The sequence below is a fragment of the Streptomyces sp. NPDC036764 genome (genome assembly GCF_055609385.1).
Genome location: NZ_JBVJPT010000001.1, coordinates 1975457 through 2001971, shown reverse-complemented (window position 1 = coordinate 2001971; position 26515 = coordinate 1975457). Strand labels below are relative to the sequence as shown.

24 protein-coding genes are annotated in these 26515 nt (G+C 71.0%); 12 read left to right on the top strand and 12 right to left on the bottom strand.

What is annotated here, in order from left to right:
* Positions 1–22: 22 nt before the first annotated feature.
* Entirely contained in the window at positions 23–946 is a 924-nt protein-coding gene (locus tag ACZ69Q_RS08005) for a MurR/RpiR family transcriptional regulator (protein ID WP_471038205.1), read from the top strand.
* A 412-nt stretch (positions 947–1358) separates the two neighbouring features.
* Positions 1359–1733, top strand: coding sequence for a hypothetical protein (locus ACZ69Q_RS08000; protein ID WP_401555671.1), 375 nt, complete (start codon positions 1359–1361; stop codon positions 1731–1733).
* A 356-nt stretch (positions 1734–2089) separates the two neighbouring features.
* Here the strand turns inward: ACZ69Q_RS08000 and ACZ69Q_RS07995 are convergent, their stop codons facing one another.
* Both ACZ69Q_RS07995 and ACZ69Q_RS07990 read right to left on the bottom strand, forming a co-directional pair.
* Complete coding sequence (locus ACZ69Q_RS07995; RefSeq protein ID WP_471038201.1) at positions 2090–2869, bottom strand: cellulose binding domain-containing protein; 780 nt, start codon at positions 2867–2869, stop codon at positions 2090–2092.
* Between the two features lie 178 nt (positions 2870–3047).
* Positions 3048–3881: an ATP-grasp domain-containing protein gene (locus tag ACZ69Q_RS07990; RefSeq protein WP_471038199.1), complete on the bottom strand. Its 834-nt coding sequence runs from the start codon at positions 3879–3881 to the stop codon at positions 3048–3050.
* Between the two features lie 324 nt (positions 3882–4205).
* Here ACZ69Q_RS07990 and ACZ69Q_RS07985 point away from each other — a divergent pair, with 324 nt between their 5' ends.
* Positions 4206–4880, top strand: coding sequence for a TetR family transcriptional regulator (locus ACZ69Q_RS07985; RefSeq protein ID WP_471040147.1), 675 nt, complete (start codon positions 4206–4208; stop codon positions 4878–4880).
* Between the two features lie 199 nt (positions 4881–5079).
* The gene (locus tag ACZ69Q_RS07980) at positions 5080–5493 is read left to right on the top strand and encodes a Zn-ribbon domain-containing OB-fold protein (protein ID WP_471038197.1); all 414 of its coding nucleotides are present in this window, start codon (positions 5080–5082) and stop codon (positions 5491–5493) included.
* On the opposite strand, the gene ACZ69Q_RS07975 is transcribed toward ACZ69Q_RS07980, so the two are convergent.
* A complete protein-coding gene (locus ACZ69Q_RS07975) occupies positions 5475–6893 on the bottom strand; it encodes a Gfo/Idh/MocA family oxidoreductase (RefSeq protein WP_471038191.1) in 1419 nt (472 codons plus the stop codon). The two genes, ACZ69Q_RS07980 and ACZ69Q_RS07975, sit on opposite strands and share 19 nt — an antisense overlap.
* Positions 6894–7063: 170 nt before the next feature.
* Between ACZ69Q_RS07975 and ACZ69Q_RS07970 the strand changes: the two genes are divergently transcribed.
* Positions 7064–9841, top strand: a complete 2778-nt coding sequence (locus ACZ69Q_RS07970; RefSeq protein WP_471038188.1) for a hypothetical protein — start codon at positions 7064–7066, stop codon at positions 9839–9841.
* 27 nt (positions 9842–9868) lie between these two features.
* Here ACZ69Q_RS07970 and ACZ69Q_RS07965 read toward each other — a convergent pair whose 3' ends face one another.
* Both ACZ69Q_RS07965 and ACZ69Q_RS07960 read right to left on the bottom strand, forming a co-directional pair.
* Positions 9869–10252, bottom strand: coding sequence for a PPOX class F420-dependent oxidoreductase (locus ACZ69Q_RS07965; RefSeq protein ID WP_471038185.1), 384 nt, complete (start codon positions 10250–10252; stop codon positions 9869–9871).
* Positions 10253–10309: 57 nt separating this feature from the next.
* Positions 10310–11488, bottom strand: a complete 1179-nt coding sequence (locus ACZ69Q_RS07960) for a MalY/PatB family protein (RefSeq protein ID WP_471038183.1) — start codon at positions 11486–11488, stop codon at positions 10310–10312.
* Between the two features lie 251 nt (positions 11489–11739).
* On the opposite strand from ACZ69Q_RS07960, the gene ACZ69Q_RS07955 reads away from it, so the two are divergent.
* The gene (locus ACZ69Q_RS07955; protein ID WP_471038181.1) at positions 11740–13104 is read left to right on the top strand and encodes a S1 family peptidase; all 1365 of its coding nucleotides are present in this window, start codon (positions 11740–11742) and stop codon (positions 13102–13104) included.
* Between the two features lie 163 nt (positions 13105–13267).
* Here ACZ69Q_RS07955 and ACZ69Q_RS07950 read toward each other — a convergent pair whose 3' ends face one another.
* Both ACZ69Q_RS07950 and ACZ69Q_RS07945 read right to left on the bottom strand, forming a co-directional pair.
* Positions 13268–13453: a hypothetical protein gene (locus tag ACZ69Q_RS07950; RefSeq protein ID WP_471038179.1), complete on the bottom strand. Its 186-nt coding sequence runs from the start codon at positions 13451–13453 to the stop codon at positions 13268–13270.
* Positions 13454–13552: 99 nt separating this feature from the next.
* On the bottom strand, positions 13553–14713 hold the full coding sequence (locus ACZ69Q_RS07945; RefSeq protein ID WP_471038176.1) for an ROK family transcriptional regulator: 1161 nt from the start codon (positions 14711–14713) through the stop codon (positions 13553–13555).
* A 164-nt stretch (positions 14714–14877) separates the two neighbouring features.
* Between ACZ69Q_RS07945 and ACZ69Q_RS07940 the strand changes: the two genes are divergently transcribed.
* The 4 genes from ACZ69Q_RS07940 to ACZ69Q_RS07925 are packed head-to-tail and all read left to right on the top strand — an operon-like array spanning position 14878 to position 19355.
* Positions 14878–15843, top strand: a complete 966-nt coding sequence (locus ACZ69Q_RS07940; protein WP_471038172.1) for a carbohydrate ABC transporter permease — start codon at positions 14878–14880, stop codon at positions 15841–15843.
* A gap of 17 nt (positions 15844–15860) precedes the next feature.
* Positions 15861–16778, top strand: coding sequence for a carbohydrate ABC transporter permease (locus ACZ69Q_RS07935; RefSeq protein ID WP_471038169.1), 918 nt, complete (start codon positions 15861–15863; stop codon positions 16776–16778).
* Positions 16779–16788: 10 nt separating this feature from the next.
* Positions 16789–18138: an ABC transporter substrate-binding protein gene (locus ACZ69Q_RS07930; protein ID WP_471038167.1), complete on the top strand. Its 1350-nt coding sequence runs from the start codon at positions 16789–16791 to the stop codon at positions 18136–18138.
* A gap of 14 nt (positions 18139–18152) precedes the next feature.
* Positions 18153–19355: a Gfo/Idh/MocA family protein gene (locus ACZ69Q_RS07925; RefSeq protein WP_471040144.1), complete on the top strand. Its 1203-nt coding sequence runs from the start codon at positions 18153–18155 to the stop codon at positions 19353–19355.
* Positions 19356–19387: 32 nt separating this feature from the next.
* Here ACZ69Q_RS07925 and ACZ69Q_RS07920 read toward each other — a convergent pair whose 3' ends face one another.
* Together ACZ69Q_RS07920 and ACZ69Q_RS07915 are read right to left on the bottom strand one after the other, a co-directional pair.
* Positions 19388–20089: a L,D-transpeptidase family protein gene (locus ACZ69Q_RS07920; protein WP_471038165.1), complete on the bottom strand. Its 702-nt coding sequence runs from the start codon at positions 20087–20089 to the stop codon at positions 19388–19390.
* A gap of 147 nt (positions 20090–20236) precedes the next feature.
* On the bottom strand, positions 20237–21034 hold the full coding sequence (locus tag ACZ69Q_RS07915) for an SDR family NAD(P)-dependent oxidoreductase (protein WP_471038163.1): 798 nt from the start codon (positions 21032–21034) through the stop codon (positions 20237–20239).
* Positions 21035–21084: 50 nt separating this feature from the next.
* On the opposite strand from ACZ69Q_RS07915, the gene ACZ69Q_RS07910 reads away from it, so the two are divergent.
* A complete protein-coding gene (locus ACZ69Q_RS07910) occupies positions 21085–21633 on the top strand; it encodes a hypothetical protein (protein ID WP_471038161.1) in 549 nt (182 codons plus the stop codon).
* On the opposite strand, the gene ACZ69Q_RS07905 is transcribed toward ACZ69Q_RS07910, so the two are convergent.
* From ACZ69Q_RS07905 to ACZ69Q_RS07895, 3 genes are all read right to left on the bottom strand, one after another.
* Positions 21624–22538 carry an SDR family oxidoreductase gene (locus tag ACZ69Q_RS07905; RefSeq protein ID WP_471038158.1) on the bottom strand — a complete coding sequence of 305 codons (915 nt, stop codon included), beginning with the start codon at positions 22536–22538 and terminating at the stop codon, positions 21624–21626. The genes ACZ69Q_RS07910 and ACZ69Q_RS07905 overlap by 10 nt on opposite strands.
* A 153-nt stretch (positions 22539–22691) precedes the next feature.
* Complete coding sequence (locus tag ACZ69Q_RS07900; protein ID WP_471038155.1) at positions 22692–23321, bottom strand: MBL fold metallo-hydrolase; 630 nt, start codon at positions 23319–23321, stop codon at positions 22692–22694.
* A complete protein-coding gene (locus ACZ69Q_RS07895; protein WP_471040141.1) occupies positions 23321–24409 on the bottom strand; it encodes an S-(hydroxymethyl)mycothiol dehydrogenase in 1089 nt (362 codons plus the stop codon). Before ACZ69Q_RS07895 ends, ACZ69Q_RS07900 begins: the two co-directional genes overlap by 1 nt.
* A 216-nt stretch (positions 24410–24625) precedes the next feature.
* Between ACZ69Q_RS07895 and ACZ69Q_RS07890 the strand changes: the two genes are divergently transcribed.
* Positions 24626–26491, top strand: a complete 1866-nt coding sequence (locus tag ACZ69Q_RS07890) for a rhodanese-like domain-containing protein (protein WP_471038152.1) — start codon at positions 24626–24628, stop codon at positions 26489–26491.
* Positions 26492–26515 lie beyond the last annotated feature (24 nt).

The following is a 26515-nucleotide window of genomic DNA, read 5'->3' as shown; positions in this document are numbered from 1 at the left end:
GGGAGACAAAAGAGGCGCACCGGTGCCATCGCCCCAGCAGGCACGCGCACAGGCATCCGCCATCACCTCTGGAAAGACGGTCCCGGAAGCCGGGGCGTCCCCGACTTCCCAGCTCAGGGAGCTCTTCGACCAGCCCCGACTCTCCCCCGGGCAGCGGCGCATCGCCCAGTACCTGATCGAGCACATCACCGAGGCGGCGTTCCTTTCGATCACCGATCTCGCCGAGCGGGTCGGCGTCAGCCAGCCCTCCGTGACCCGTTTCGCCGCCGCTGTCGGCTTCAGCGGTTACCCCGCGCTACGGGAGAGGCTCCAGTCGATCGCCCTTGGCGCCCTCTCCGGGGGGCCGGTGGCGGCCGAGGAGAACGGCGCCAACGAACTCCAGTCGGCGGTGGACGCCGAGATCGAGAACCTGGAGAACCTGCGGCGCGACTTCGCCGACCCCGACCAGGTCATCGACGTCGGCCGCCAGCTCTCGCAGTCGACGCCGCTGACCATCCTCGGGCTGCGCATCTCCGCCTCCCTCGCCGAGTACTTCGCCTACGCCGCACGCCGTATCCACCCCGACGTCCGGCTGGTGACCAGGGGTGGCAGTGTCGCCTACGACGCGCTGCTCCAGTCACGCGAGGCGGGCGGCACCTGGGTGCTGGCGTTCTCCATGCCGCGGCACGCCCAGGAGACGCTCACCGCGGTGCGGGTCGCGCGCAGCGCCGGGCTCAAGGTCGCCCTGGTCACCGACCTGGCGCTCGGCCCGGTGGCCGACACGGCCGACGTCGTCTTCGCCACCGGCACGGGATCGCGGCTGGTCTTCGACTCCTACGCAGCGCCCGGTGTGATGGCCGCCGCGCTGCTCCAGGCCATGACCGACGCGGACCCGGAGCGGACGCAGGCGCGGCTGGAGGACTACGAGCAGATCTCCGACCAGCACCAGTTCTTCCTGCGGGACTGATCCTTCGTATCGCCCGATTCGTCTCGCCGCCCACGCGGCAACCACGCGGCACCCCTCCCACTCCGGTGGATACCGGATCGCAAGGGCACCATTCACATCAAATCGCGCATGAATGTTTTCATACGTCTTGCAAACCAGACGGCATATATAAATACTTCACACGCACCACCCGCCCGCCGAAAGCAGCCGGTCCGCTCATGCGCACGTCACCCCATCCGTCGTGCGACTGCCGCCTGCCTTCCGGGCTCCACTGCGAACAGCCGTGGCCGCCGTCTCCTACCCGCGTCGGCGCTCGGGCTGTTCGGTCGGGCATCGCCTGCGCGAGCGCCCGTGGCGGCGGCCCCGGTCATCCCCTAGGCCGGGGCCGCCCCGACCCCGTCGGACACCCAGACGACGCCGCACACCGGAAGCGATGACCATGCCACTGACGACCACGCGCATCACCCCGGACTGGCCGTGCCAGGTCAAGACCCCGGGTTCCTACGACTGGGAACGCTCCGCCGCGAAGTGGCTGCGCGAGCTGGTGCCGGCCCGTTACTCCAGCTATCCGGCGCTGATCCGCCACCCCGTCCTGCTCGCCCGGCACGCGCAGATCCAGGTCCAGAACGAGATCCGGGTCGCGCGCACCGCCCTGCAGACCGCACGCGCCGACCTGCCCGCGCTCGGCATGCCCGAGTCGGTCATCGAGCACACCATCAAGATGTACGCGGCCGAGGTCATGCAGTTGCAGCACATCGCCCGCAGCGTGCGCGCGGTGTCCCAGGCACTGGTCGACCGCGGGCGCTGACCTCGGCCGCGCCGCGTCGGCTGGGCCCGGCGCCCACGTGGGTCAGTCGCCGCGGTGCCTCCAGTACCACAACAGGCCGAGGACGAGGGCCAACAGGAACACTGAGGGCAGCACGAGGCCCGGAATGCGGGAGCCGTTCATCGGCGGGACCTTCGGTACGGAGCGGAGCGGCAGGCAGCCTTGCTGCGTCTCCAGGATGGCGCCTCTTCGGGCCCGGTCACCTGCGCTTTCCTCGTTTTGCCGGGTGTTCGAGCGTGTTCAGGGCCGGCGGTGCCGTCCGTCGGCGGAGGAGGCGGAAGAGCTACCTCCGTGGCCGGTTCGGCGAGGTGACGGCGCGAGACCTCGCCGTCCGAGCGTCAGGAAGTGTCCGCGGTCGCGGCACAGGTCACCGTCGCCGACGGGTCACCTGCCGATTCCGAGGTGGCGGCGAGGAATCCGAACGTGATGCTCGCGCCGGGTGCCAGAGTGCCGTTCCACGACGCGTTGGTGACGGTCGCCCTGCCGTCGTCCGTTGCCGGGGAAAGGGTGCCGTCCCAGACCTGGGTGAGGCGGGCTCCGTCGACCGGTACGACCGTCGCGGTCCAGCCGGAGGCGGCGGACGCGGGCGCGTTGGTCACCGTCACCTCGCCCTGGAAGCCGCCCTGCCAGCTATTGACCGTCCGGAAGGACGCGGTGCAGGCGGGGTCGGCGGGCGCCCCCGCGCCGGGTCCGTCGGACGCGGTCGGGGTGGGCTCGGCCGCTGCGGAGGCGGTCGCGGACGGAGTCGTATCCCGGGCGGAGGATCCGTCGTCGCGCCCGGCGAGCAGGAGGGCGCCTCCGAAGCCGACGACCGCCGCTGCCGTCACGGCGACGGCCACGGCGGTGCGGCGAAATCCGGGTCCGGAGCCGGCCGAACCGGTACGGGCACGACCGCGCCGTGCACTTGCCGAGTCCTCGGCGACCGCGGGCAGTTCCTCGGTCGCGTCCTCGGTGCCGGGCAGGGAACCGGGCACCACCACGCTCTCGTAGCCGCGGTTCCCCTCCTCCCATTCCCTGAACAGCTCTGCGAGAGCGTCGGTGCGGCGCGGGCGCAGGACGCGGATCGGTTCCAGGACCGGGTTCTCGTCCGGCTCCTCGGGATCGGGCCGTGTGGGCACACCGCTCTCCTTCCATCCCCGTCTGCACGGGGCTTCGCCAATCCCCGGGAAGTGATACGGGATTGGCGTCCCGCCGGTTCACGACCGGGCGTTTCCATGCCCGACGTGAACTGGGTCGGCGGGGCCACGGACGGGCAGCGGGCCGCGATCGGCCAGTACCTCTCCTCGGCGGCCGTGCTCAGTGGCGCGGGGCGAGGAATCGGTGCAGGGACGCCTTCATCGCGGCGACGAAGGCGTCCCGCCGCGTGTCGTCCAGGGTGTCCAGGGACAGATAGGGGTTGAGGTCCTCCAGCTCGACCAGCAGGAGTTCGCCGCCCGGGGCACGGCAGGCGTCGACGCGCTGGATGCCGTGATCCATGTCGTTCCAGTCGACGAAGCGTCGGGCGAACTCCAGGTCGCCGTCGGTCGGCTCGTACGGTTCCAGCTCCCAGCGCCGGTCGGTGTGCGGCGCGTACAGGGCGTACTGGAAGTCGCGGTCGACGAAGTAGAAGGAGACCTCGTAGACGAAGTCGACGCAGGGCTGGACGAGGACGTCCCCGTCGGTCGACTCGCGCACGTCCTGAGCGGAAACGATCCGCAGCCCCATGGAGTCGGCGCCGAGCCTGGGCTTGACGACATACCGGTCGGCCTCGGGCAGGAGATGCAGGTCCTCGGCGCGGTCCACGGTGGGGATGACCGGATATCCGGCGGCGGTCAGGTCCAGCAGATACTGCTTGCCCGCCATGTCCGCCTTGCCGGTCAGCGGGTTGTACACGCGCACCCCGCCCGCGGCCGCCCGTCGGCGGAAGTCGTCGTAGGCGTCCTGGTAGGTGAGGACGGGACCGCTGTTGCGGACGACGACCGCGTCGAACGCGTCCATGAGCGCGGCTGCGTCCCGGGGGTGGGTCAGGGCCAGGTCGAAGTCGTCGCGCAGCCGCGAGGTGAGGAAGATGTCCTCGTCGCAGTAGCGGCGCCCGCGTGCCGGATAGGCCAGGTCGGTGACGTACAGGATGCGGGGGCGGGCGGGCGGCATGCGGTACTCCTAGGCTACGGCGGCAGCCGATCGTATGCGGCCCGTCCTTCACCGAACAAACGTTGGATCTCTCGGGGTCAGAGCCCGGCCGCCCACAGCTCCTGTCTGCCGAACGAAAGATCGATACGATCGTCCAGGCGGTCAGATTCCGCTCATATCTTGACAGCACTCAGTCCCCCTCATCGCAGCACTGAGTGCCATCGATCCAGCTCAGATGCTACGTTCGCGTCCATGAGCTCCAGCAGCGCGACGCCCGGCCGCGGCCAACGGCCCGAAAGGACCGAGAAGGCCGGCAGGCCGGAGGCCGCGGCGGCGAAGCCCCCGATGCGGGACGCCCTGGTCGCGGCGGCCTTCCGACTGTTCCTGGAGCGGGGCTACGAGCAGACGACCGTCGATGACATCGTGGCGCTGGCCGGCGTCGGGCGGCGGTCGTTCTTCCGCTACTTCCCGTCCAAGGAGGACGTGGTCTTCCCGGACCACGAGCGCTGCCTGGCCGACATGACGGCCTTCCTCGCCGCGAGCGGCGAGCAGCACGAGCCGGTGCGCCGGGTGTGCGACGCGGCCCGGCTGGTGCTGCGCATGTACGCGGAGAACCCGACCTTCTCGGTGCAGCGATACCGGCTGACCAAGCAGGTGCCCGGGCTGCGCGCGTACGAGCTGTCCGTCGTCTGGCGCTACGAGCGGGCCCTGGCCGAGTATCTGCGGGTGCGCTTCGCCGGCCGGCGGGACGGCACTCTGCAGGCCGACGTGATCGCCGCCGCCGTGGTCGCGGCGCACAACAACGCGCTGCGTTCCTGGCTGCGCTCGGACGGCCAGGGAGACGCGAGCGCCGGAGTGGACCAGGCCCTCGGGTATGTGCAGTCCACCTTCGGCGTCGCCCCTCCCCCGCCTCCCTTGCGCGCCGATGGGCCCGAGGACGTGGTCGTCGTCGTGTCCCGGCGCGGTGCCCCGCTGTGGCGGGTGGTCCAGGAGATCGAGGCGACGCTCGACCGCGGCTGACCGCCCGCGGCCGAATCCTCGCCGGATTCCTGGAAACGGATTCCTCGAACCCCGCCAGATTCAGGGAACGGAGTGCCTTTACGTGTGGCACTGAGTGCCATACGCTGGCCGTGTGCACGGTGGCACGGGAACCGGGCACGTGCGTGCACGGGCGACCCGCGCACGTGGGATTCCGGCCGAGCGCAGGGAGTTGACCAGCGTGTACCACCACTCAGGAAGCGTTGCCAGTCAGACCGTCGGCTTCGCGGCGGGTGTACTCGACCGCACGGTGACCGACGCGGAGGCCATCGTCTTCCAGCGCTGTACGTGGTGCGGCACCGCCACGTACCACCGCCTGCTGTGCCCGGTCTGCCAGGGCAGCGAGCTGCGCACGGAGCGCAGCGAGGGCGTGGGGACCGTCCGCCACTCCACGGTGATCCACCGCAACACCCCCGCCGCGCGCAATGTGTCACTCATCGAGATGGCCGAGGGGTTCGTCGTGCGCGGCCGGGTCATGGGCCCGCCCATCGGCATCCACAGCGGGGACCGGGTACGGCTGTCGACGGCGAAGGACCCGGTCCGGGGCGAGCCGGTGTTCCAACTCGTCGACGAGCCCTACCGGGCCTGGACCTGATCCCCCTGCCCTCCTGGTTCTCCCGCGTCCGCCTGATCCCCGCGAGCGCCTGAGACCGGCCGCAGCCCAGGGACCAACTCCCTTACGGCGACCGGCAGTCCGGTCTCGAAGCACTGGTTCACGGCGAGCCCTACGGCCAGGGCGAGCGCCCCGTCGCGTTCGGTCGCCGTCGGATGCGCCACCGCGGCCGAGTCCGCGGGCAGCGCGCCGTCGACCGGCCCGAACAGGGCGTCGAGCATCCGTGGATCTCCCCCGCCGTGCGCCTCGTGGGCGGTCACGAGGGGGATGTCCAGCGGGGCCCGCCACAGCGGCCGCAGCGTGAGCCGTGCTCCGCCCGCGTGCTCGGCGGCCGTGTCCCCGTGCAGCGCGCCGCTGTCGGAGCCGATCCGGGTCATGGGCTGCTGCCACCGGCTCTCCTCCACCTCCAGTTCCAGCCGGCCGGCGCTGCCGTTGAACATGACGCGGTAGCCCTCCCACGGGGAGTACGCCGTGAGGTGGTACGTCATCGTGGCGCCGCCGGCGTAGCGCACGAGGACGGCCATGTCGTCCTCGATGGTGACGGGTCCGCCGAAGACGTTGCGGTCGCGCAGGTAACCGTCGTCGCGCTCGGCGTCGAGATAGAGGGCGCGCAGGGTGTCGTTGGCCGCCAGGTCCAGGGCGAAGGGATCGTCGGCGGCCTGGTCGGCGCCGTGGGCTCGGTCGTAGTCCCGGCGCAGTCCGTGGCGTTCGCCCGCCGCACGGCCGTAGAAGCCGAGCCGGCCGTAGCCGAACACGTCCCGCGGCTCGTCCGCGAGCCACCAGTTGACCAGGTCGAAGTGGTGGCTCGACTTGTGCACCATCAGTCCGCCGCTGCGGTCCTTCTCCCGGTGCCAGCGGCGGAAGTAGTCGGCGCCGTGGCGCACGTCGAGCAGCCACTCGAAGTGGACGGAGAGGATCTCGCCGACCGCGCCGTCGGCGAGCAGCTCGCGGACCTTCTCGTGCACGGGGTTGAAGCGGTAGTTGAAGGCGACGGTGAGGGAGTTGCCGGTTGCCCGGACCGTGTCGAGGATGCGGGCGCAGCGCTGCGCGTCGACGGTCATCGGCTTCTCGGTGACCACGCGGCAGCCCGCGGCGAGGGCGGGGACGATGTAGCGGTCGTGCTCGGCGTCGACGGTGGTGACGACGACCTCGTCGATGTCCTCCTCGGCGAGCAGGTCGGCGAAGCGGTCGGGCTCCCACTGGGCCGCGGCGGGCTCGCCGGCGTCGGCCAGTAGCCGGTTGTGGAAGGCCATGCGGGTCGGGCTCGGGTCGCACAAGGCGGCGACCCGATGACCGGGGCGTTCGGCGAGGGCCCGGGTGAAGGTCTGGGCGCGGTGGCCGGTGCCGACAACGGCGGCGCGGCGTTGGGAAGTTCGGCTCATCGTGGTGGCCTTTCCCGCCGAACGCCCCACCAGTCATGTCCGCCGGCCCGATCGCCCCGTCTTTGATCCCCTTTCTCGCTCGTCACAGGCAACGCACAACCAACTCCTTCCGTCCTCCCGGGGTGAGAGCCCGGGACCGTCCGTCCCGGAGCGAGCGGAAGGAGGGGCACGTGATTCGTGCCCGGCGAATATGGGTCACCGCCCTGGCGGTGCTCGCGATCGTGGGGGCGTCGCCAGGGTGGGCCCAGGCCCAACCGGCGTCCGGGACAAGAGCGTTGGCGGACGCGGCCGAGGTCGGTGACGGTCTGCCGCCGGACTGGAGCGTCACCGGCGAGGGATCGGCGCGCAAGCTGGTCTGGCGGTCGGACGATCGAGTGCCCATGGGGGACGCCCGCGTCGAGTTCTACGCCGGTGACCGGCTGCTCGGCCATCCGGCGCCGGCGAAGGACGGCCGGACGTTCCGGCTCGGCCTCGACGGGGTCCGGCTGGACTCCGCGCGGGACCTGCAAGTACGCGCCGCGGGGCGCAGGCTGGACGCGCCCGACGCGGCCCCCGGCTCTTCCTCCGGCCCGCGCGCGGGAGCGGCCGTCCCGCCCCGGCTGCCGGCCAACCAGGTCGACCCCGGCAAGCCGGGCACATACCGGACCGTCACGGGCGAGTACGGCCTCGACCCGGTGCGGTTGCCCGGCTTCCCCCAGCCGGTCGAGATGCGGGCCGTGGTGGTGGCGCCCAAGGGTGCCGAGGGCCGCCGTCCGCTCGCCCTGTTCCTCCACGGGCGCCACTCCACCTGCTACACACCGCAGGGCGAGACCACCGGCGACTGGCCCTGCGCGACCGGCGCCAAGCCGATACCGAGCCACCGGGGTTATCTGCGCGACCAGCGTCTTCTGGCCTCTCAGGGCTATGTGACGGTGTCGATCTCCGCCAACGGCGTCAACGGCCAGGACTGGCAGGCCGAAGACGGCGGCGCGCAGGCCCGTTCGTCGCTGGTGCGCCAGCACCTGGCCCGCTGGGCCGACTGGTCCGCCCACCCGGGCACCGGCCCGGCGGCCGTACGGCAGGCCCCTCCGGCCGATCTCTCCCGGGTGCTGCTCGTGGGGCACTCCCGCGGTGGCGAGGGCGTCAACCGGGCGGCGATGGACAGCCTCTACGCGGCGCCCGCCGCGGAGGACGGCTATCACGGCCCGGTGCGCTGGCGCATCCGCGGCACCGTGCTCATCGGCCCGACGATCTTCGGCCAGAACCCGGTTCCGGACGTGCCGTCGGTGACGATCCTGCCGGGCTGCGACGGCGACGTGTCCGACCTCCAGGGCGAGGTGTACGTCGACGGCACCCGTCAGGTCAGTCGCGGCGCCGCCCTGCACAGCGCGGTGTACGTGGTGGGCGCCAACCACAACTTCTTCAACAGCGAGTGGACGCCGGGGCAGGCCCAGGCGCCCGCCGAGGACGACTTCTGGACCGATGACGGGGAGCGCGACCGGGTCTGCTCTCCCGGCACCGGTACCCGGCTGACCGCCGACCAGCAGCACAAGGCCGGCGCGACCTACATCGCGGCGGCGGCACGGCTGTTCGTCGCGGGCGACGACCGGGTGCGTCCGCTGCTGGACGGCTCGGACCGCCGCGCGCCCTCGGCCGATCCCGCGCGCGTCCTCACCCACGCGGTGGGCGCCCGACGCGGCGCCGGCTTCCTGCCGGACGGCAAGGTCACCGTGAGCGGAGCCCGGCTGTGCTCGGCGGTGGACCCTGACACGGCCAAGGCCTGTCTGCCGTCGGAGGCGGCGGGCTCGTCACCGCACTTCGCGCGGTGGGAGACCGACCGTGAGCCCGGCCGCCGAGCGGTCGCGCTGCGCTGGTCCGCGGCCGGTTCCGCCACCCGGATCAGCCCGGACCACGCGGTGTCCCTCGCCGGTTCGAAGGCGCTGGCGCTGCGCGTCTTCGTCCCGCCGAACTCGACCGGGACCCAGTTGGACGTCTCCGTCACCGACACCGCCGGACGGCACCGCACCCTCGGCCGCGTCAAGGTCGACGGGCTGCCCGGGACGGGCCGGACCGCCTCGTACTGGGCGCGCGAGGTACGCGTGCCGATCGGTGCCGACGACGCGTCCGCGCTCGACCTGCGGCACGTCAAGTCCCTGACACTGACCCCGCGCACGCGCTCCGGGAAGGCATGGCTGATGGACGCCTGGGCCTGGCGGCCGGGCACACCGGCGGTGACGCAGGCCCCGCTGCCCCGGGTCGACATCGGCCGGTTGACCGTCAAGGAAGGCGATTCGGGCGTACGGACCTACCGGGTGCCGGTGAGCGTCTCCGGACAGGGCAGCGGACAGGTACGGCTGTTCGTCACCAACCCGGCCACGGGCGCGGTCACGGACCGGCTGCTGACGGTGCGGCCCGGCACGAACGCCATCGACGTGCCGGTGAAGGTCGAGGGCAACACCCGCTACGGCTACGACTCGGGCCATTACGCGTTCGTGAAGGCCGTCCGCACCGCTGTGATCGGCTCCCACCTGGGCGGCGTGACCGTCCAGAACGACGACCCGATGCCGTCGATCTCCGTGGCACCCCTCGCCGACCGGGTGACCGAGGGACAGCCGCTGAAATGGCGGGTCTCCCTGTCGGCGGTCGCCGACGCCGACATCAGCGGTGCGTACGCCGTACTGCCGGTCACAAACGGCCGTGAACTGTCGACGAAGGACGTCGACCCCCGCTGGCTGGAGGAGACCACCGGTCAGTCCCCGGACCCGGAACGGCCGTTGTCGAAGCTGGACGGGCTGTCCTTGTGGGTGAACGTCGAGGCGGGCAAGACGTCCGCCGAGCTGGTGATCCCGACGGTGAAGGACCAGGTGGCGGAACAGGCCGAGTCGGTCCGCCTCCAGGCGACCGACGACTCCGGTGCGCCGCAGCCCGGGGCGCCGGTGATCACGGGCACGGTGCTGGACGGCTCGTGACCCCGCGCGCTGACGCCCTGACCCGGGTCAGGGCGTCAGCGTGATCCGTAGGCCGACGGTGCCCTTCGCACCGCGGCGCAGTCGGCTGCCGAGGAGCGTGAGGCGGCCGGTGATCCCGTACTTGCGGGCGATGAGCCCGCGGTAGCGGGCGCTGGTCGCCTCGTCGCAGATCTCGGCGGTGGCGGGAACCGACTCGCCCGTGGGCCTGCCGCGCAGGTCGCAGGGGCCGACGAGGACGTCGCCGCGGGCCCGGATCCGCTTGACCTTCCAGGAGTCGGCGACCGTCCACACGCCCAGCGCGTCCCCGTCCCGGACCACCCAGACCGGCGTGGCAACTCCGGTGCCGTTCTTGCGGTAACTGGTGACGAGCAGGTACTTGCCCGCGCCGAGCTGCTCCAGCGACGTGTCCATGGCCGGAAGTGTAGGCGGCGGCCCAGGACGCGGACGCCCTGCCCCACCCCGGCCGGCTCAGTCGAGCGCCGCCGCCATCCGCCGTACGCCCTCCGTGATCAGCTCCGGCGATGTCGCCAGGTTGAGCCGCACGTGCCCGGCGCCGCCGGTGCCGAAGGGGATACCGGAGTTGAGGGCGACCCGGCCGCGGCGCAGGAACACCTCCGCCGGGTCGTCGCCGAGGCCGAGGGCGCGGCAGTCGAGCCAGGCGAGGTAGGTGGCCGCGGCGGGGCGGTGGGTGATGGCCGGGAGATGCTCGGCCAGTAGGTCGGCGAGCAGGCGCCGGTTGTCGTCGAGGCCCGCGAGCAGGCTGTCGAGCCAGTCGATGCCGTCTCGCAGGGCCGCGCTGTGGGCGATGACGCCGAGGTGGCTGGGCCCGTGGCCGACCTCTTCGGGCATCCGGGCCAGGTCGGCGGCGGAGTCGGGCCCGGCTACGGCCAGGGCCGCCTTGAGGCCGGCCAGGTTCCAGGCCTTCGACGCCGACATCAGCGACAGCCCGCTCTCGCCGCCGGGGACGCTCAGATAGGGCACGAAGTCGATCCCGCGCGCGGTGAGCGGTGCGTGGATCTCGTCGATGACGACCCGTACTCCGTGGCGGTCGGCGAGGGCGGCGACGGCGGCCAGTTCGTCGGCGGTGTGTACGGTGCCGGTCGGGTTGTGGGGGCTGCACAGCAGGAAGGCGGCGGCGCGGCCGCCCTCGGTCACCCGCCGGAAGGTCTCCTCCAGTACTTCGAGGTCGATACGCAGATCGGCGCCCAGCGGGGCCTCGACCACCTGCCGGTCCATGTGCTCGACGAACTGGAAGAACGGCGGATAGACGGGCGAGTTCAGCACGACCGGATCGCCCGGCCCGGTGACCAGTTTGAGCATCTCGACCACTCCGAGCATCACGTCCGGCACGATCGCCGTCCGCTCCACGGCCAGTCCGCCCCAGCCCCACCGCTTCTCCGCGAAACCGGCGAGTGCCTCCGCGTAGCCGGTGCCGGCGGGGTAGCCGGTGTCACCGATCGCCAGGGCGTCGGTGATCGCGCGGACGACGGGTTCGGCCGGCATGACGTCCATCTCGGCCACCCACAGCGGCAGGACGTCGTCGGGGTAGGCGCGCCATTTCATGCTCGTACGACATCGCAGGCGGTCGAGGGTCAGGGCGCGCAGGGGATTCGGTTCACCGGACGTCTCGTGCGGGATCCTCGTCATGAGGCACAAGATAGGTGGCCCGTGCAGCGGCCGGGAACCGGCGCGGCGGACAGTGTCCGGTGCCGGGCCGGTGGCCGCCCGCAAGTGGCCCGCCGGCCCGCCGGCCCGCCGGCCCGCCGGCCCGCCGGCGCGAGAAAGATCACCGGTGGCGTGAACGCGGGCGCGCCGGGCTCCGTATGGAGAGAGGGTGCTCAACTCCGGGAGGGCCCCGTGGCGTTGATGCCGCGCTGTACTTGGTTCGGGAGCCATGCATGAGGCACGCACGACGACGTCTCGTCCGGCGAGTGACACGACTCGCGGCCGTCGGCGGACTCCTCCTCGGCGGAACGATGGTCACGCGCGCCGTGGCGAGCGAGCCGGACGGCACCTTCGCCGTCCCTCGCACATACGCGGCTTCGGCCGCCGACACCGGCAGTGACCTGGTCTCCCGTCTGGGTGCGTCCCGTACGGCGGGCAGTTGGCTCAACGCTGCCGGGAAGCCGGTCGTCGCGGTCACCGACGAGGAGGCGGCCGCCGAGGTCCGCAAGGCCGGCGCCGAGGCCAAGATGGTCGACCACAGCATGGACGAGCTGAAGTCGGTGACGAAGACGCTGCGCTCGGCGCCCCGGGTGGCCGGTACGGCGTGGGTGATGGACTACCGGTCCAACGAAGTGGTCGTGAAGGGCGACAGCACCGTCTCGGCCGCCGACTGGTCGCGGATGACGCAGCTCGCGGACGGCATGGGCGGTTTCGTCCGGATGGAGCGGAGCGAGGGTACGTTCACGACACGGCTCAACGGTGCGCTGCCGCTGCTGTCGACGGCCGGGCGCTGTTCGGCCGGTTTCAACGTCACCGACGGGCAGCGCGACTTCATCCTGACGGCCGGGCACTGCGGGCCCGACGGTTCCGTGTGGTTCGCCGACAACCGGGGCACCCAGCAGATCGGGCAGACCGTCCAGCAGAACTTCCCCGGCGGGGACTTCTCGCTGGTGCAGTACGCGAGCGGGGACGCGGGCGCCGGTGCCGAGGTGGTGTCCATCGGCGACGGCAAGGGCGTGCGGATCACCGGCGCCGCCGATCCGGCCGTCGGTCAGCGGGTGTTCCGCAGCGGCAGCACGAGCGGGCTGCGGGACGGCGAGGTGACGGCGCTCAACGCCACGGTCAACTACCCGGAGGGGACGGTCACCGGGCTCATCGAGACGAATGTGTGCGCCGAACCCGGGGACAGCGGTGGCCCGATGTTCTCCGAGGGGATCGCGCTGGGTGTGACGTCGGGCGGCAGCGGTGACTGCGCGTCCGGCGGTACGACGTTCTTCCAGCCCGTGACCAAGGCCCTGGCCGCGCTGAACATGAAGCTGATCGTGGCGGCCCAGAACGGCTCCGGCCAGGGTGCCGCCCCCGCCCCGTCGGCGACGCAGAGCGCCATCGCGCCCAGTGAGGCCTCGCCCGGCTCGTCGGCGCCGATCACCGGTGAGGACGCCGCGACGTTGCTGGCGCGGCTCGCGGACCCGAAGAACGTGGGTCCCGGCCTGCTGGTCATCGCGGGCAGTCTGGTCGCCCTGGTGGCGACCCGCTTCATCCGCGCGGAACAGGACCGCAAGGCGTACCGGCGGTACTACTCGGCGACCTGGGGGTGACGGGCCCGGGCCCTCGGCCGAGTGGCGGCCGAGGCCCGTGGGGCGGATGTAGGTGTGAGAGAGGTCGGTGTGAGAAAGGCACCCCTTTGATCAGGGGTGCCTCGGGAGGATCGGGTGCGGGGCGGGCCGAGGAGAGTGCTCGGGCCTTTGCCGAGTCGGGGGCTCAGGCCGCCTTCGCCGTCTGCGGGGCCGCCTTGGCCCACTCCATGACGAGGCGCTGATATACCTCGCGCTGCTCGACGGTCAGTCGCCCGCCCGACCGGCGCCACAGCGCCCGGATCTCCTCGTTGACCTCGTCAGCCGAGCGATCGGAGGCGATTTCAACAGTGGTGGACATGCTGTGAAGCATACGGCTCGGGACGTGAAGGCGCTGTGAGTAAGCACACTCAATACGGACATAAAGGACCGTGTTGCTGATCACGTCATCCGTCAACGGGGGGCGTCGAGTTCAGGCGTCCGTGGCTCCCAGAACCAGCACCTGGATGGCGAGAACGGCCGCACCACGGGCCCAGTCGTGGAAGTCGGACACCTTCGTCTCCAGGTCGATCGGCGCCGCGAGGGGGTGCCGGTGGGCGCGCATGGCGTCCGCCACAGTCGCGCCGGCGACGTCCATCAGCCCCACCCCCTCCCCGGCGAGAAGGATCTTCTGCGGCAGCACGAAGTTGGCGATCTGCGCGACCAGGACACCCAGCGCGCCGGCCGCCTCCTCGATGACGCGGGCGGCCACCGGTTCCCCGGCCGCCGCGAGCTCCAGGATCTCCTCGTAACCACGGTCACGGCCGGTGGCGGCCTGCACCTGGTAGCGGATGTTGGGGATGGTCAGCAGGGAGACGGCGCTGCCGCGCGCCCCGTCGGGGGTCAGCGGGCCGTTGGGGTTGATGATCCAGTGCCTGCCGAAGCCGCGGTCCTCCTCGGCGTAGGGCACCCGCTTGCCGCCCAGGACCAGCCCGTAGCCGATGCCGGCGCCGATGGTGAGGACGACGAACCGGTCGAGGCCGCGCCCTGCGCCGAACCAGGTCTCGGCCTCGACCAGCGCGGCGACGTCGTTCTCCACCACCACCGGCAGCCCGGTGCGCTCTTCCACCAGCTCGGCGAGCGGCACGTCCCGCCAGTGCAGGAACGGCGACTCCCCGACCACGGCACGGTCCTCGACCAGGCCGCCCACACCGATGCCGATGCCGGCGAGCCGGGGGTGGCTCGCGGCGAGCTCGTCGGTCATCTCGCCCAGCAGGGCCACGACGTCGGCCGGTTCGTGGGAGGTCAGGGGGCGGTCGTAGCGGGCGACGATCTCGCTGCGGAGGGTGGTCACGACGCCGTAGACCGTGTCCTCGGTGATCTTGTAGCCGACGAAGGACCGTGACTCGGCGACGACGTCCAGCGGCTGGGAGGGGCGCCCCTGACGCACCTCGATCACCCCGCCCGCCTCGGGAACCTCGACGAGGAGGCCCGACTCGATCAGCGGTTTGGTCAGCCGGGTGAGGCTGCCCGCGGAGAGGTCGAGGCGCCGGGCGAGATCGGTGCGCGACAGGGGGCCGGCGAGGAGCACCTCGATCGCCACCGAGCGTTCACCGGGGCTGAGGGGAAGCCAGCTTGCGGCTACTGCGGTCATGGTCGTCAGGCTCCCACATGATTTTTTTCTCCCCAAAACCAACCAGGCCAGTCTATGGCGCCCGGTGCGGCCTGAAGAAGATGTTTGCAGGACTCTTGACGGCTCAATTCTTCCGCCACAAAAGTAAGTAGCCGAGGACGAGCCGCAGACGAGGGAGTCTCCCGATGACCATCGCCTCCAGCAGCCCTCCGTCGCGTCTGCCATTGGGCGGCGCCGCGGAGGCAGGTACCGAGCACAGGACACGGCGGGCGGCGACCCGTGAGAACCAGGGGGACGGACGGCTCGCCGCGGTGTTCATCGCGCCGGCGCTGCTGGGCTTCGTCGTCTTCCTGCTCTGGCCCACGCTGCGGGGCATCTATCTGAGCTTCACGCGCTTCAATCTGCTCACGCCGGCGGAGTGGGTGGGCCTGGACAACTACGTCCGGATGGTCCACGACCCGATCTTCTGGGACTCGCTGCTGGTGACCGTCGAGTACGTGGTCATCAACATCGGCGTGCAGACGGTGTCGGCGCTCGCCATCGCCGTCCTGCTCCAGCGGCTGACGCAGTCGGCGGTGCTGCGCGGGATCGTGCTCACGCCGTATCTGATGTCCAACGTCGTCGCGGGCATCGTCTGGCTGTGGATCCTGGACACCCAGCTCGGCATCGGCAACGAGATCATCGCCGGGATCGGCCTCGACCGGATCCCGTTCCTCGCGGACGAGACCTGGGCGATCCCCACGATCGCCCTGATCAATGTGTGGCGGCACGTCGGCTACACCGCGCTGCTGCTGTTCGCGGGGCTCATGGCGATCCCGAACGACATGTACGAGGCCGCGAAGGTGGACGGCGCGAGCGAGTGGCGCATGTTCTGGCGGATCACGATGCCACTGCTCAGGCCGGTCCTCGCGGTCGTGCTGATCATGACGGTCATCGGTTCGTTCCAGGTGTTCGACACGGTCGCGGTGACGACGACCGGCGGGCCGGCGAACGCCACGAACGTCCTGCAGTACTACATCTACGGCGCCGCCTTCGGCCGCTTCCAGTTCGGGTACGCCTCGGCGATGTCGGTGGCCCTGCTGGTCGTGCTGAGCGCCATCACGGTCCTGCAGTACCGGCTCACCCGGGCCGGTCAGAGCGACCTCGGCTGAGGGAGGGAGACACCGACATGGCTGTTGTGGCAGACACGACGACCGTACGGCGCATCAGGCGCGTGCCCTCCCCCGGGCGGATCGTGGCCTGGGCGGTGATGGCCGCCATCGTGCTCATCACGCTGCTGCCGTTCTACTGGATCCTGCGCACCGCGCTGTCCTCGAACACCGCGCTCGCCGCCCATCCCGGCGACGTCCTGCCGGTCGACGCGACGACCGGAGGCTTCGAGCGGGCCCTGGGCCTGCAGTCGACCGAGGAGGCGATCGCCCAGGGCGGATCGGGCGGCGGACTCAAGTTCTGGCGCTATCTGATCAATTCGGTGATCGTCTCGACCCTGATCACCGTCTGCCAGATCTTCTTCTCCGCCATGGCCGCGTACGCCTTCGCCCGGTTGCGCTGGCGCGGTCGGGAGAAGGTGTTCGGGCTGTTCCTGGCCGGGCTGATGGTGCCGGCGATCTTCACTCTGCTGCCGAACTTCGTGCTCATCAAGCAACTCGGCCTGGTGGACAGCCTGTTGGGTGTGGCGTTGCCGACGATGTTCATGACGCCGTTCGCGGTGTTCTTCCTGCGCCAGTTCTTCATGAACGTGCCCCGGGAGGTCGAGGAGGCCGCGCTGCTGGACGGGGCGGGGAAGATACGGATCTTCTTCCGGGTGATGCTGCCGATGGCGTCCACGCCGATCCTCACACTGGGACTGCTGACGTACATCACCGCCTGGAACGACTACTTCTGGCCGCTGATGGTGTCCTACAGCGACAGCTCGCGTGTGCTCACCGTGGCGCTGGCCATCTTCCGGGCACAGACCCCGCAGTCGGGCTACGACTGGTCCGGCCTGATGGCGGCCACGCTGATCGCCGCCCTTCCGATGCTCGTGCTGTTCGGCTGCTTCGCACGGCGCATCGTCAGCTCCATCAGCTTCACCGGGATCAAGTAAGGGGACGGGGATGCGAGTTCGTATGCGTACGGTCCTGGCGCTGACCGGGGCGATGGCGCTGTCCCTGGCCACCGGCTGCGCGCAGGGCGGCGCGGCCGGGTCGGGCGGGAACACGGTGACGTACTGGCTGTGGGACGCCAACCAACTGCCCGCGTACCAGGCATGTGCGAAGGGGTTCGAGAAGCAGAATCCGGGCCTGAAGGTGAAGATCACGCAGATGGGCTGGGCCGACTACTGGACCAAGCTCACCGCGAGCTTCATCGCGGGCACCGAGCCGGACGTGTTCACCGACCACATCCAGAAGTTCGGGCAGTTCGCCGACCTGAACGTGCTCGAACCGCTGGACGACCTGGGCATCGACGACTCCGCCTACCAGGCGGGGCTGGCCGCCAACTGGAAGGGCCAGGACGGCCATCGCTACGGCGCGCCCAAGGACTGGGACACCGTCGCCCTCTTCTACAACAAGAAGCTGGTCGAGGAGGCCGGCCTCACCACCGACGGGCTCGACGGCCTGTCCTGGAACCCGAAGGACGGCGGCACCTTCGAGAAGGCCATCGCGCATCTGACCGTCGACAAGAACGGCAAGCGCGGCGACGAGAAGGGCTTCGACAAGAACAACGTCAAGGTGTACGGGATGGCCACCGGCGGTGCGGGCGACGCCGACGGGCAGACCACCTGGAGCCCGTTCGTCGCCTCGGCGGGCTGGCGCTACACGGACAAGGCGCGCTGGGGCACCGAGTACCAGTACGACAGCAAGACCTTCCAGTCGGTCGTCGACTGGTACTTCGGCCTGGCGAAGAAGGGCTATCTCGCGCCCTTCACCGACTACACCGACGGCGCCAACCCGGCCAACGCGCAGGTCGCCTCGGGCAAGGCGGCGACCTCCTTCGACGGCGCCTGGATGATCTCCACCTACTACGGCACCAAGGGCCTCGAGGTCGGTACCGCGCCCACGCCGACCGGCCCGACCGGCAAGCGCGCCACCATGATGAACGGCCTCGCCGACTCCGTCACCAAGAACGCCCGCAACAAGGAGGGCGCGAAGAAATGGGTGCGGTACCTGGCCTCGAACGAGTGCCAGAAGACCGTCGGCGGCTACGGCATCGTCTTCCCCTCGACCCCGGACGGCACGGCGGCGGCGGTGGCCGCGTACGAGAAGAAGGGCATCGACGTGTCCGCGTTCACCGAGCCGGTCACCGACCAGAAGGACTCCGCGACCTTCTCCTTCCCGATCACCGACTACGCGGCGGACGTGTACTCCCTGATGCGCCCCGCCATGCAGGACGTCTACGCCAACGACGCCCCGGTGAGCGGCCTGACCAGGACCAACGACCAGATCAACCTCATCCTCGGCCAGTGAAAGGCACACACTCCATGACGTTCTCCCTCGGCATCGTCGGCGCCGGCCAGTTCTCCGGCCAGTTCGCCACGTTGTTCCAGGCCCACCCCGGTGTCAGCGACGTGTACGTCACCGACCTGCTGCCAGAGCGGGCCGAGCAGCTCGCCGAAGCACAGGGACTGGCCGGCACCTTCCCCTCGTACGAGGCGATGCTGGAGTCGAAGGCCGTCGACGCGGTCGCCATCTTCACCCAGCGCTGGACCCATGGCCCGCTGGTGCTCCAGGGCCTGAACGCCGGCAAGCACGTCTACTCCGCCGTCCCCATGGCGATCACCACGGAGGAGATCGCGGCGATCATCGACGCGGTCAGGGCGACCGGACTGACGTACATGATGGGCGAGACCAGCCAGTACAACCCGGCGACGGTGCACGCCCGCAACCAGATCGCCGAGGGCGCCTTCGGCAGGCTCTTCTACGCCGAGGGCGACTACGTCCACGACATGGATCTGGGGTTCTACGAGGCGTACCAGTACAGCGGCGGTGAGAACTGGAAGGCGACGGCTTCCTATCCCCCGCTGCTGTATCCGACGCATGCGGTGGGCGGTGTGCTGGGGGCCTGGCAGACGCACGCGGTGAGCGTGTCGGCGATCGGCGTCGTGGACGACCGCGGCGACGGCGTCTTCGACAAGTCCGTCAGCCAGTTCGGCAACGACGTGTCCAACGCGACCGCGCTGTTCGAGGTCGCGGGCGGCGGATCGTTCCGTACGAACGAGTTCCGTCGGGTCGGATATCCCTCCCACATACGGGAGTCGCGATTCCGGTTCTTCGGCACCGAGGCGAGCATGGAGCAGCTCGCCACCGTGGCGCTATGGCAGGACAAAAAGGGCGTCAAGGACATCAGTGAGCTACTGGAGCCCAAGCCCACCCTGTCGCCCGACGATCCGTCGCTCCAGCACATCGCGCCGGACCTGCGGGCCGCCTTCACCTCGGGTTCGGCGCCGGTGCACGACCGCGCCCGGCTGCCGAGGGAGTTCGACAACCTGCACAACGGGCACGAGGGCAGCCACCACTTCCTGGTGGACGACTTCGTGACCGCGGTCAACTCCCGCACCCTGCCGTCCGTGAACGCGTGGGTGGCGGCCCGTTACACCCTGCCGGGCATCGTCGCGCACGAGTCAGCGCGGCAGGGAGGGGCCAGGCTGGAGATCCCGGACTTCGGGGACGCACCCGGGGCGTGACGTTTCTCCGCGAGCCGGGTGCCTGGGACCTCTCAGGTGCCCGGCTTGCGGCCGTACACGTAGACGTCGTCGCCGTTCTTCAGCAGCGACCAGTACTTCTTGGCGTCGGTCTTGGTCATGTTCGTGCAGCCGTGCGAGCCCGGCGGGTTCCACATGCTGACGCCCACGGAGTGGAAGGCCTGGCCGCCGTCGAAGAACTGGGCGTAGGGCATGGGCACGTTGTAGATGCTCGACACGTGGTCGATGTTGCGGTAGTAGATCTTCTTCAGGCCGGTGCGGGTCTCGTAGCCGTTACGACCGGTGCGCACCGGGACCGGGCCGTACACGAGCCTGCTGCCGTCCTGGATCCAACTGAGCTGGAGCGTGAGGTTCACGCAGGCGATACGGCCCTTGTTGACGGGGCACTTGCCTTCCTTGTTGGGGTTCGTGCCGACGGCCTTCTGCTTGTTCATCAGGTCCATCACGCCCCAGGTGACGGGACCCGCGTAGCCGGCGTTCGGGGAGATGCCGTGCTTGGTCTGGAAGGCCTGGATGGCCTTGCAGTCGGCGCTGGACTGCCTGCCGTCGACCGGACGGCCCAGGAACTTCTCCACCTGCTTCTGATACGGGCCGGCCTGCGTCGTGCAGCTCGGCGCCGCCTGCGCCGGAGTGGCGGTGAGCGTGAGTGCGAGCGGTGCGACCAGTCCGCCGGTGATGCCGAGTGCGACGGCGCGCCGTCTGCGTATGTCCCCCATGGCCGGGCCCTTCCCTAGCGTGTTCCTGTGGACTTCTGCCAGGTAGACCGGTGTACGGGGGGATCGGTTGTGCTCCTTGCCCGGCTGTGACCGAACGGTGAAGTTTTGCAGGCGGAAGGCAATGTTCCGGCCAAGGCGCCCGGCCCCTCAGGCGTCGTCCGCGCGCCTGAGCGCTGCCAGGAATCCGGTGTTCACCGCGGTCAGGCCGCCGTCGACGGTGAGTGTGGTGCCGGTGATCCAGGCCGCGTCACGGGATGCCAGGAAGGCGACGGCCGCAGCGATGTCCTCGGGCTCGCCGACCCTGCCGAGCGGGTACAGGCCACGGATCGCGTCGAGCTCCTCGTCCCGCCCCTCCCACGCCGAGGTGCGCACCGTGCCCGGTGTCACGAGGTTGACTCGGACGCCGCGGGCTGCGGCGTGGCCGGCGAGGGTGCGGGTGAGGGAGCCGAGGCCGGCCTTGGCCGCGCTGTAGCCGTGGTTGCCGAAGTCCTGGAGGGCGTTGACGGAGCCGATGTTCACGATGGCGCCGCGGCCGGAGGCGGCCAGGTGCGGCAGGGCGGCGCGGCAGCAGCGGTAGGTGCCGGTCAGCGTGATGTCGAGGTCGAGGGCCCACGCGTCGTCGGGGCCGTCCTCGAAGAGCTCGGTGTCGGGTGTGCAGGAGGCCGCGCTGTTGACCAGGACGTCCAGCGAGCCGAAGGCGGCGACCGTGCGGGCGACGGCCGCCTCGACCGACACCCGGTCGCCGACGTCGCAGGCCAGCGCCTCGGCCACGAGCCCGCGTCCCCGCAGCTTTCCCGCCGTCCTCTCGGCCTCGGGGCCGTCCCGGTCGGTCACCAGGACGCGGGCGCCCTCCTCGGCGAGGCGGCGCGCGGTCGCGGCGCCGATGCCGCGGCCCGCGCCGGTGATCAGGACTGCGTGGTCTGCGAAGCGCGTCGTGTCCGTCATGGGGCGAACCGTAGTGCCGGGACGATCATCGCGGCAGATAGCGTGCACCCATGTCGGTGTTCCTTCAGCAACTCCCCGCGCTCATAGGCGTCGTGGTCGGCGCCCTCGGTTCCTACGTGGTGGTCGTGCGGGGCGACCGGATGAGGTTCGGACGGGAGCAGGCGGCGCGCTGGGAGGAGCGGCGGCTCGCGGTGTACGGCGACTACGCGCGGACGGTGAAGAAGACGGTCACGATCACCTACCGGGTCGCTTCACAGCAGGGCTTCAGCACGCACCCGGCGCCGCTCACCCTCGCGGACGCCGAGTCGTTGCTGGCCGAGGCGAACATGGAACGGGATCCCTCGGGCGAGGCGCTGATCATGCTGGGCGGCATCGCGGTGGTGGAGGCGGCACGGGCCTGGGTCGTGACGGCGATGGACATGGAGAACTTCGTCCGCTCGGCCGGTCAGGACCGTGCGGGCTGGCAGGCGCTGCTGGAGCGGCAGCGCGCCGGACGCGAGGCCTACTACGCGGCCGTACGGGAGGACCTCGGCCTCCCGCCGGGCCACTCGGCGCGCTGGCCGGTCCGCGATGCCACGCCCGTACCGCCTCAGCGGTAACCCCTCACGTCCGCCGGCTTCCCCGCGTCCTGCACCTCGACGAGGTACCGCCAGGCGTCGGGCCGGCTGCCGTCGAGGTCCGTGAAGCCGTAGACCTGCGCGAGCTGCCCGCTGGAGAGGGACCCGCCGTTCCAGCGGGCCACGTCGGGGTCGGCGGCGAGGGCGGCGACGGCCCGGCCGACGTAGCGCGGCGTCTCGGAGATGGCGAAGTGCGGGACGCGTCCGAGGGCGTCGCGCCAGTTGTCCTCGCGCACCTCGAAGGCGTCCAGCATCATCTCCGAACGCAGCCAGCCCGGGGTCAGCGCGAGGGCGGTGGCGCCGCGTGGTCCGAGCTCGTGGCCGAGGGAGAAGGCCATGCGCAGCACTGACGCCTTGGCGAGGTCGTAGAAGAAGGAGTTGCGGTAGTTGACGCTGTTGTAGTCCGCCGTGCCGTCGGTCATCTCCACGACCAGTCCGCCCGGGTGGCGCAGGAGCAGGGGCAGGGCGTGGTGGCTGGTGATGGCGTGCGTCTCGACCGCGAGCCGGAGCAGCCTGAGGCCCTTGTCGAGGTCGTGCTCCCAGAGAGGGCTGTCCCAGGCGAAGAGCTTCTCGCCGCCCCAGACGTCGTTGACGAGGACGTCGAGGCGGCCCTGTTCTTCGGCGATCCGGTCCACGAGGGTGCGGACCTGTGCCGGGTCGAGGTGGTCGGTGGGTACGGCGATGCCTTGGCCGCCCGCCTCGGTGACCAGGTCGGCGGTGTCCTCGATCGTCTCGGGGCGGTCGTACTCCGAGCGCCGGGCGCGGGTGCTGCGTCCCGTCACATAGACCGTGGCGCCGGCCGCGCCGAGCTCCACGGCGATGCCGCGTCCGGCGCCTCGTGTCGCCCCGGCGACCAGTGCGACCTTGTCCCTGAGCGGCTGTGACATGTCCGGCCTCCCGTGCCCTCGTATGTGGTGTCGTCATCGAGGGTGCCGGGGAAGCCGGACATCTTCTGTCGTCTTTTTCGGGCGGGTGCCGCTTTTCGCGGCAGGGTCACCCGGCCGGGCGCGGCCGCGTGTCCGGGTCCGCCGGTTGCGGGCTCAGTGGCCTCGGTCGATCCACACCTGGAGGTGCGGTGCCTCGTCGCCGATGGTGGTCGGGTCTCCGTGGCCGGTGAGGACCTTGGTCTCGGGCGGGAGGGTGAGCAGCCGGTCGCGGATCGAGTTGATGATCGTCGGGAAGTGGGAGTACGAGCGGCCGGTGGCGCCGGGGCCGCCCTGGAAGAGGGTGTCTCCGGTGAAGACGACGCCGAGGCCCGGGTCGTGCAGGCATACGGCGCCGGCAGCGTGCCCCGGGGTGTGCAGGACCGTGAGGTCGGCGCCCGCGGCCTCGATGACCTGGCCGTCCAGGAGGTGCGCGTCGGGGTCGCGGTCCGGGTGGGTCAGCTTCCACAGCGGCATGTCGTCGGGGTGCAGCCAGATCATGGCGCCGGTGCGGTCCGCCAGGGCGGGCGCGGCGTCGATGTGGTCGTTGTGGGCGTGGGTGCACACGATCGCCGTCAGGCGCCGGTCGCCGACCGCCTCGGCGATGGCGTCGGCGTCGTGGGCGGCGTCGATGACGATCACCTCGTGGTCGTCCCCGACCAGCCAGACGTTGTTGTCGACGTCCCAGGTGCCGCCGTCGAGGCTGAACTGCCCGGACGTGACGAGGCGTTCGATACGGGTGGTCATCAGAACACCACCACCGAGCGCAGGACGTCACCGTGGTGCATCCGCTCGAAGGCCTTCTCCACGTCGGTGAGTTCGATCGTCTCGGTGACGAACGCCGCCAGGTCCAGGCGGCCTTGCAGATGCAGGTCGATCAGCATCGGGAAGTCCCTGCTCGGCAGGCAGTCGCCGTACCAGGAGGACTTCAGGGCCCCGCCGCGGCCGAAGACGTCGAGCAGCGGCAGTTCGAGCTTCATCTCGGGGGTCGGTACGCCGACCAGCACCACCGTGCCGGCGAGGTCGCGGGCGTAGAAGGCCTGCTTGTACGTCTCGGGGCGGCCGACGGCCTCGATCACGACGTCGGCGCCGAACCCGCCGGTCAGCTCGCGGATCGCCTCGACGGGATCGGTCTCGCGGGAGTTGACCGTGTGCGTGGCGCCCATGGAGCGCGCCTTGTCCAGCTTGCGGTCGTCGATGTCCACGGCGATGATCTTCGCGGCCCCGGCCAGGTGCGAGCCCGCGATGGCCGCGTCGCCGACCCCGCCGCAGCCGATGACGGCCACGCTGTCGCCGCGGCCCACGTTGCCGGTGTTGATCGCCGCGCCGATGCCGGCCATCACGCCGCAGCCCAGCAGCCCGGCGACCGCCGGCGCCACCGCCGGGTCGACCTTGGTGCACTGTCCGGCGGCGACCAGCGTCTTCTCGGCGAAGGCGCCGATGCCGAGCGCCGGGGAGAGTTCCTGACCGGTGGCGGCGAGGGTCATCTTCTGGCCGGCGTTGTGGGTGGCGAAGCAGTACCAGGGCCGGCCGCGCAGACAGGCCCGGCAGTTCCCGCACACGGCACGCCAGTTGAGGATCACGAAGTCTCCGGGTGCGACGTCCGTGACGCCGTCGCCGACGGACTCCACCACGCCCGCCGCCTCATGGCCGAGCAGGAAGGGGAAGTCGTCGCTGATGCCGCCCTGCTTGTAGTGCAGGTCGGTGTGACAGACCCCGCAGGCCTGAACCTGTACGACGGCTTCTCCCGGCCCCGGATCCGGCACGACGATCGTCTCCACGCGCACGGCCTCGTCCTTGCCCGGTGCGATCACGCCCCGCACTTCCTGCGCCATGGTGCTCAGCCCTTCCCTGAAGTGGATCTCCATCCACTTCCGACCCTAGACGCAACTGATCAGTAAGGGCGCGGAGCGGGCACCTTCACATGCACTTCCGGCCACCGCCACTAAATACCCCCAGGGGTACCCTGCTACTGTTGACTGCATACCCCCGGGGGTAATTTTCCCACCGGGGCGGCACGGGCTTCACCAGGACAGGAGAGGAGTGCTGCCGTGTACTTCGTCGACACCATCGAGGTGCCGGGACTGGGCAACCGCGGCTATCTGGCGGGCGGTGCGCACAGCGCCGCCGTGGTCGATCCACCACGGGACATCGACCGGGTGATCACGGCCGCCGCCCTGCGGGGTGTGCGCATCACCCATGTGGTGGAGACCCATGTCCACAACGACTACGTGACCGGCGGCCTGGAGCTGGCCCGGCTCACCGGCGCCGCCTATCTCGTGCCGGCCGCGGCACGGGTCGCCTACGCGCGCGTGCCGGTCGCCGACGGGGACCGTACGCGGATCGAGGACGACCTGGCGCTGCGCGCCCTGGCCACCCCCGGGCACACCCCGCACCACATCTCCTACGTGCTGGAGGAGGCCGGACACGCGGTGGCCGTCTTCACCGGCGGTTCCCTGCTGATCGGCACCGTGGGGCGGCCCGACCTGGTCGAGCCGGGGCTGACCGGCGGGCTGGCGCGGGCGCAGTACGACTCGGCGCACCGGCTGGCGGCCGAGCTGCCCGACGAGACGCGGGTCCTGCCCACGCACGGCTTCGGCAGTTTCTGTTCGGCAGGTCAGTCGGCCGGCGGCACGGCGACGACCATCGGTCGCGAGCGGCAGGTCAACGACGCCCTGGTCAAGGACGTCGACACCTTCGTCGCCGAGCTGCTCGCCGCGCTGGACGACGTGCCTGCGTACTACGCTCACATGGGGCCCGCCAACACACAGGGCCCGGCTCCTGTGGACCTCACGCCGCCCCGCCCGGCCGACGCCGAGGAGATCGCGGCGCGGCTGGCCGCCGGGGAGTGGGTGGTGGACCTGCGCCATCGGGTCGCCTTTGCCGAGGGCCATGTCGCCGGGGCCGTCAACTTCGAGGCCGAGGGGCAACTGGCCACCTATCTGGCCTGGCTGCTGCCGTGGGGCAAGCCGGTGACCCTGCTCGCCGAGACGCCCGCCCAACTCGCCGGCGCCCAGCGCGAACTGGTCCGCGTCGGCATCGACCGTCCGGCCGCGGCGGCCACCGGTTCCCCGGCCGACTGGCTACGACCCGGCGAGCGTCCGCGCTCCTTCCCCCGAGGCACCTTCACCGACCTCGCGGCCCAGGCCGGCGTGATCACCCTGGACGTACGGCGGTCTTCAGAGCGCCACGCCGGCCACATCAAGGGCTCGCTGCACATCCCGCTGCACGAGCTGCGCGGCCGTCTCTGCGAGATACCGGACGGCACCGTGTGGGTGCACTGCGCCGGTGGCATGCGGGCCGGTATCGCCGCCTCGCTCCTCGACGCGGCGGGCCGCGATGTCGTCGCCGTCGACGACTCCTTCGACGCGGCGCGCGCGGCCGGGCTGCCCATGGCCCGCGTCACGCCGGCCGAGGCGCAGGAGCGGGCGGACGCGGGCGCGGTGCTCGTGGACGTCCGCGAGGCGCCGGAGTGGGCCGGCGGCCACGCCCCCGGCGCGGTCCTCGCTCCCCTTTCCGCCCTGGCGGCCGGTAAGCCGCTGCCCGAGTCCGCCCGGTCGCGCCCGATCGTCGCCATCTGCCGCTCCGGCAGGCGCTCCCGCGAGGCGGCGGCCCTGCTGTCCGCCCGTGGCGCGGAGGTCGTGGATGTCGTCGGGGGGATGCACGCGTGGAGGGAGGCGGGGCTTCCGGTGGTGACGGAGGCGGGCGTCCCTGTGGCGGCGGAGTCGGGCCTCCCTGTCGTGATGGAGGCGGGGCTTCCGGAGGTGACGGAGGCAGGCTTCCCTGTCGCGGCAGATGCGGCCCTCCCGGTGGAGACGGAGCCCGGCCTCCCTGTAGTGACGGAGCCGGGTCTCCCTGTGGTTTCGGAGGCATGCCTCCCCGTGGTGACGGACTCGAGGGCGTCCGGTGGGGAGTGAGGTCCGGACCGACGGCTTCCATCG

Coding starts and splice junctions, on each gene's coding strand:
- ACZ69Q_RS08000 (WP_401555671.1), top strand. CDS start 1,359: ATGACCATGCCACTGACGACCACGCGCATCACCCCGGACTGGCCGTGC.
- ACZ69Q_RS07905 (WP_471038158.1), bottom strand. CDS start 22,538: ATGTCACAGCCGCTCAGGGACAAGGTCGCACTGGTCGCCGGGGCGACA.
- ACZ69Q_RS07930 (WP_471038167.1), top strand. CDS start 16,789: ATGCGAGTTCGTATGCGTACGGTCCTGGCGCTGACCGGGGCGATGGCG.
- ACZ69Q_RS07935 (WP_471038169.1), top strand. CDS start 15,861: ATGGCTGTTGTGGCAGACACGACGACCGTACGGCGCATCAGGCGCGTG.
- ACZ69Q_RS07940 (WP_471038172.1), top strand. CDS start 14,878: ATGACCATCGCCTCCAGCAGCCCTCCGTCGCGTCTGCCATTGGGCGGC.
- ACZ69Q_RS07960 (WP_471038183.1), bottom strand. CDS start 11,488: ATGACGAGGATCCCGCACGAGACGTCCGGTGAACCGAATCCCCTGCGC.
- ACZ69Q_RS07965 (WP_471038185.1), bottom strand. CDS start 10,252: ATGGACACGTCGCTGGAGCAGCTCGGCGCGGGCAAGTACCTGCTCGTC.
- ACZ69Q_RS07990 (WP_471038199.1), bottom strand. CDS start 3,881: ATGCCGCCCGCCCGCCCCCGCATCCTGTACGTCACCGACCTGGCCTAT.
- ACZ69Q_RS07900 (WP_471038155.1), bottom strand. CDS start 23,321: ATGACCACCCGTATCGAACGCCTCGTCACGTCCGGGCAGTTCAGCCTC.
- ACZ69Q_RS07910 (WP_471038161.1), top strand. CDS start 21,085: ATGTCGGTGTTCCTTCAGCAACTCCCCGCGCTCATAGGCGTCGTGGTC.
- ACZ69Q_RS07955 (WP_471038181.1), top strand. CDS start 11,740: ATGAGGCACGCACGACGACGTCTCGTCCGGCGAGTGACACGACTCGCG.
- ACZ69Q_RS07985 (WP_471040147.1), top strand. CDS start 4,206: ATGCGGGACGCCCTGGTCGCGGCGGCCTTCCGACTGTTCCTGGAGCGG.
- ACZ69Q_RS07915 (WP_471038163.1), bottom strand. CDS start 21,034: ATGACGGACACGACGCGCTTCGCAGACCACGCAGTCCTGATCACCGGC.
- ACZ69Q_RS07975 (WP_471038191.1), bottom strand. CDS start 6,893: ATGAGCCGAACTTCCCAACGCCGCGCCGCCGTTGTCGGCACCGGCCAC.
- ACZ69Q_RS07925 (WP_471040144.1), top strand. CDS start 18,153: ATGACGTTCTCCCTCGGCATCGTCGGCGCCGGCCAGTTCTCCGGCCAG.
- ACZ69Q_RS07920 (WP_471038165.1), bottom strand. CDS start 20,089: ATGGGGGACATACGCAGACGGCGCGCCGTCGCACTCGGCATCACCGGC.
- ACZ69Q_RS07945 (WP_471038176.1), bottom strand. CDS start 14,713: ATGACCGCAGTAGCCGCAAGCTGGCTTCCCCTCAGCCCCGGTGAACGC.
- ACZ69Q_RS07950 (WP_471038179.1), bottom strand. CDS start 13,453: ATGCTTCACAGCATGTCCACCACTGTTGAAATCGCCTCCGATCGCTCG.
- ACZ69Q_RS07895 (WP_471040141.1), bottom strand. CDS start 24,409: ATGGCGCAGGAAGTGCGGGGCGTGATCGCACCGGGCAAGGACGAGGCC.